1 protein-coding gene is annotated in these 533 nt (G+C 57.6%); it reads right to left on the minus strand.

Going from position 1 to position 533, the window contains the following annotated elements; translation table 11 throughout:
- A partial coding sequence (locus OGV94_RS00785) for a formylglycine-generating enzyme family protein (protein WP_286522155.1) occupies window positions 1-533 on the minus strand: 533 nt, incomplete at both ends.

Consider the following 533-nt stretch of genomic DNA (forward strand, 5'->3'; position numbering starts at 1 on the left):
GGATCCTGGCGCGGAGATTTCGCGTAATAGTCCGGGTCGTACCAGTCGCTCACCCACTCGTAGCCGTTCTCTGACATGCCATACAGCCCGCCGGGGGTCGGCGGATAGCGATCGACGGCATAACGTACGAAGGAACTGTCCACCCCGGTGGCCTCTTCCGTTGCCTGGCGGTCCTCGCTGGTGGCGTAGTTTTCACCGCGCCCGGTTTTCTCATCCTCACGCCAGTCGCCGTCATCCGTTGCCACCAGAATATACTGCCCCCGGTCACGCGCCGCGTACTCCCACTGCGCTTCCGTTGGCAGGGAAAACGCCAACCCCGTCTCCTTTTTCAGCCAGCGGCAGTAGCTGTCGGCCTCGCGCCATGACACCACCGCCGGACTGTTTTTAAAATGAGTCATATCCGCTAGCATTTTATTCCGCCATTCTTTATCAAACTGCTGGGCAGGTAATCCAGCCATTTTCAGATAAAAAGCGTAATCCTCATGGGTCACCTTGAAACGACCGATGGAATAGCTGGTCAGCGTCACCTCATG

The sequence above is a fragment of the Citrobacter sp. Ce006 genome (assembly GCF_030336535.1).
GTDB classification, from domain to species: domain Bacteria; phylum Pseudomonadota; class Gammaproteobacteria; order Enterobacterales; family Enterobacteriaceae; genus Citrobacter; species Citrobacter europaeus.